This window comes from Microbacterium sp. zg.Y909 (assembly GCF_024626565.1).
This window is the reverse complement of record NZ_JANJFJ010000459.1, coordinates 1-3,161: the sequence shown is the minus strand read 5'-3', so window position 1 is coordinate 3,161 and position 3,161 is coordinate 1. Positions and strand designations below refer to the sequence as shown.

3 protein-coding genes are annotated in these 3,161 nt (G+C 71.0%); all 3 read left to right on the top strand.

Annotated elements, in window-relative coordinates:
* On the top strand, positions 1 to 431 hold a 431-nt coding region (locus tag NQ160_RS21280; RefSeq protein ID WP_257517065.1), incomplete at its 5' end, for a C-terminal helicase domain-containing protein.
* Between the two features lie 170 nt (positions 432 to 601).
* On the top strand, positions 602 to 1,630 hold the full coding sequence (locus NQ160_RS21275) for a 6-phosphofructokinase (protein ID WP_257517064.1): 1,029 nt from the start codon (positions 602 to 604) through the stop codon (positions 1,628 to 1,630).
* Between the two features lie 425 nt (positions 1,631 to 2,055).
* The gene (locus tag NQ160_RS21270; RefSeq protein WP_257517063.1) at positions 2,056 to 2,892 is read left to right on the top strand and encodes an endonuclease domain-containing protein; all 837 of its coding nucleotides are present in this window, start codon (positions 2,056 to 2,058) and stop codon (positions 2,890 to 2,892) included.
* Positions 2,893 to 3,161: the final 269 nt, after the last annotated feature.

The window sequence follows — 3,161 nt, the reverse complement described above, 5'->3', positions numbered from 1 at the left end:
ACTTCGCCGCGGCGGGCCTGCGCACCGTGTCGATCCGTGGCGACCAGACGACCCCTGCTCGCCAGGACGCCATCGACGCGTTCAACAACGATCCGGGCGTCGGCATCGCGGTGTGCTCGCTGACGGCTGCCGGTGTGGGGCTGAACCTGCAGGCGGCATCCAACGTCGTCCTCGCGGAGCTGTCGTGGACGGCAGCCGAGCAGACCCAGGCGATCGACCGCGTGCACCGGATCGGTCAGGGCGAGCCCGTCACGGCGTGGCGCATCATCGCGGCGCACACGATCGACACCAAGATCGCCGAGCTCATCGACTCCAAGCAGGGCCTCGCGGCGCGTGCACTGGACGGCGAGGCGGCCGACGCCGCGTCGACCGACTCGGTGCAGCTGGCCGCCCTCATGCATCTGCTGCGGCGGTCGCTCGGCGGCAGCTGATACCCGCTGCCGCCGACGCGGCCTGATGATCGACGCGGTCCCGCCTTTCGGCGGGGCCGCGTCGCATTTACCCCGGCCCGCACGTCTGGCAGGTGATCGCGTGCGGCGATAGTGTCGAGGGAGGCAGCGTGGCCGCACCATCACTGAACAGCTGACAGCAAGGACGTTCCATGAAGATCGGCATCCTCACGAGCGGCGGCGACTGCCCCGGCCTGAACGCGGTCATCCGCGGCGTCGTGCTCAAGGGCACCACCACCTACGACCTCGAGTTCGTCGGCGTCCGCGACGGCTGGCGCGGCGTCGTCGACGCGGACTTCTTCCCCCTGACCCGCCACGAGGTGAAGGGCCTGTCGAAGGTCGGCGGTACGATCCTCGGCACCAGCCGCACGAACCCCTACGAGGGCCCGCGCGGCGGCGCCGAGAACATCGCCAAGACGCTCTACGGCCACCGCATCGACGGCATCATCGCCATCGGCGGCGAGGGCACCCTGGCCGCAGCGAACCGTCTCTCCAAAGACGGCATCAACGTGCTCGGCGTCCCCAAGACGATCGACAACGACCTTCGGGCCACGGACTACTCGTTCGGCTTCGACACCGCCGTGAACATCGCCACCGACGCGATGGATCGCCTCCGCACCACCGGTGACTCGCACCAGCGGTGCATGGTCGCCGAGGTGATGGGCCGCCACGTCGGCTGGATCGCCCTGCACGCCGGCATGGCCGCCGGTGCACACGTCATCTGCATCCCCGAGGTGCCGATGTCGATCGATGACATCTGCGAGCAGGTCTCCAAGGCCCACGACCGCGGCCGCGCGCCACTGGTCGTCGTGTCGGAGGGCTTCAAGCTGTCCGGCATGGACGAGGCCTACAGCGACAAGGGACTGGATGCCTTCAACCGCCCGCGCCTGGGCGGCATCGGCGAGATCATCGCGCCGGAGATCGAGCGCATCACCGGCATCGAGACGCGGGCCACCGTGCTCGGCCACATCCAGCGGGGCGGCTCGCCCTCGGCGTTCGACCGCGTGCTGGCGACCCGCCTGGGGCTGCACGCCGCCGACGCCATCATGGACGGCGCGTGGGGCCAGATGGTCTCGATGAAGGGCACCGACATCGTGCGCGTCTCGTTCGAAGAGGCGCTCGGCGAGCTCAACACCGTGCCCCTGTACCGCTACGAAGAGGCCGCCGCGCTCTTCGGCTGAGTTCGCGTCGCGCGTCACGCGTCACGCGGCCTTCGTCGCTGGGCGACCGTATGTTCCCGGGCGACCTCCCCGCTGCAGGAGATCTCCCGGGAACAGGTCGTTCCGGGCTGCTTCGTCCTGTGTCGGTGAGTCTTCCTGTCGCGGGGTGGGATGCCGCGCTCGCGCCGCGCTAGCGCCGCCGCGCCGCCGCGGGCGCGTGGCCGCGCCACGGGCCGGCATCCATATCCCGGGCGCAGGTGATCTCGGCGAGACAGGATGCTTCGGGCGCTCTCCGTCCTGTTGCGGTGAGTCTTCCTGTTCCGGGGGAGGGTGGATGCCGCGCTCGCGCCGCTGCGCCTCCTGCACAGGCGGCCGAGTCGCGAGTCCGTCCACGGGGCGCGGGTCGGCGCCCGCGGGGCCGAGGCCGTGCCCCGCAGGATGACGGCATGCATCCGACATCGGTACTCGTCTCGTGGCTCGTCGCCCACGGCGGGGCCGCCCATTCCAGCGCCGTGAAGGCCGCGGGCTTCACGACCCACGGCATCCGCCTCGCGGTAGAGCGCGGCGCGGTGCAGCGGGTGCGGCGCTCCTGGCTGGTCACGCGCGACTGCCCACCAGGCCCGCGCCGTGCGGCGTACGTCGGCGGGCGACTCAGCTGCGTGAGCGCGGCGGCGCACATCGGCCTGTGGACGCCGCCGCACCAGCAGACCCACCTCGTGGTTCCGCCGACCTCGTCACGCCACGATGCCGACGGAGTGCGCCTGCATTGGGCCCGTGGGCCGGCGCCGGTGGGTGAGGGCACCCTGGTGGACCCGGTGCCGAACATCCTCTTCCAGGTCGCGCGCTGCGCGCCGATGGCCGATGCGCTCTGCGTCTGGGAATCGGCCATCCGGCAGAAGGCGGTGCCTCCCGCGTTGCTGGCACGCATCCAATGGCGCGGGGAGGCGGCGCGGGCGCTGGCGGCCGTGGCATCCGACCTGTCCGACTCGGGGGTCGAGACGCGGTTCGTCCTGCTGGCCCGCTCGATCGGGGTGAGCGTGCGCCAGCAGGTGTGGATCGACGGCCACCCCGTCGATGCGCTGATCGGGGAACGGCTGGTCGTGCAGCTCGACGGCTTCGCCCATCATCAGGGAAGGGACCGCCGCCGCGACCTGGCCGCCGACGCCCGGCTCGTCCTGCTGGGGTACAGCGTCCTGCGCTTCGACTACCACCAGGTGCTCTTCGAATCCGAGCGGGTGATCACGGTCATCTCGACGGCCATCGCGCAGGGACTGCACCGCTGAGGGCCTCCCCGGCGCAGGTGATCTCACGGACACAGGGCGGATGCCACGGAAGCATCCTGTTCCGGTGAGATCACCTGTAGGCGGGACCCGCGCCCGCGAATACTCACTCGCGCCAGCGAATACTCACTCGGCGTCGGCGACTCGCAGCACGTCCAGCAGCCAGGCGAGCTCGAAGGCACGTTCCTTCCAGGAGTTGTACCGGCCCGAGACGCCGCCGTGGCCGGCGACCATCTCGCACTTCAGCAGCGCGTCGGCGCCGACTTCGCGCA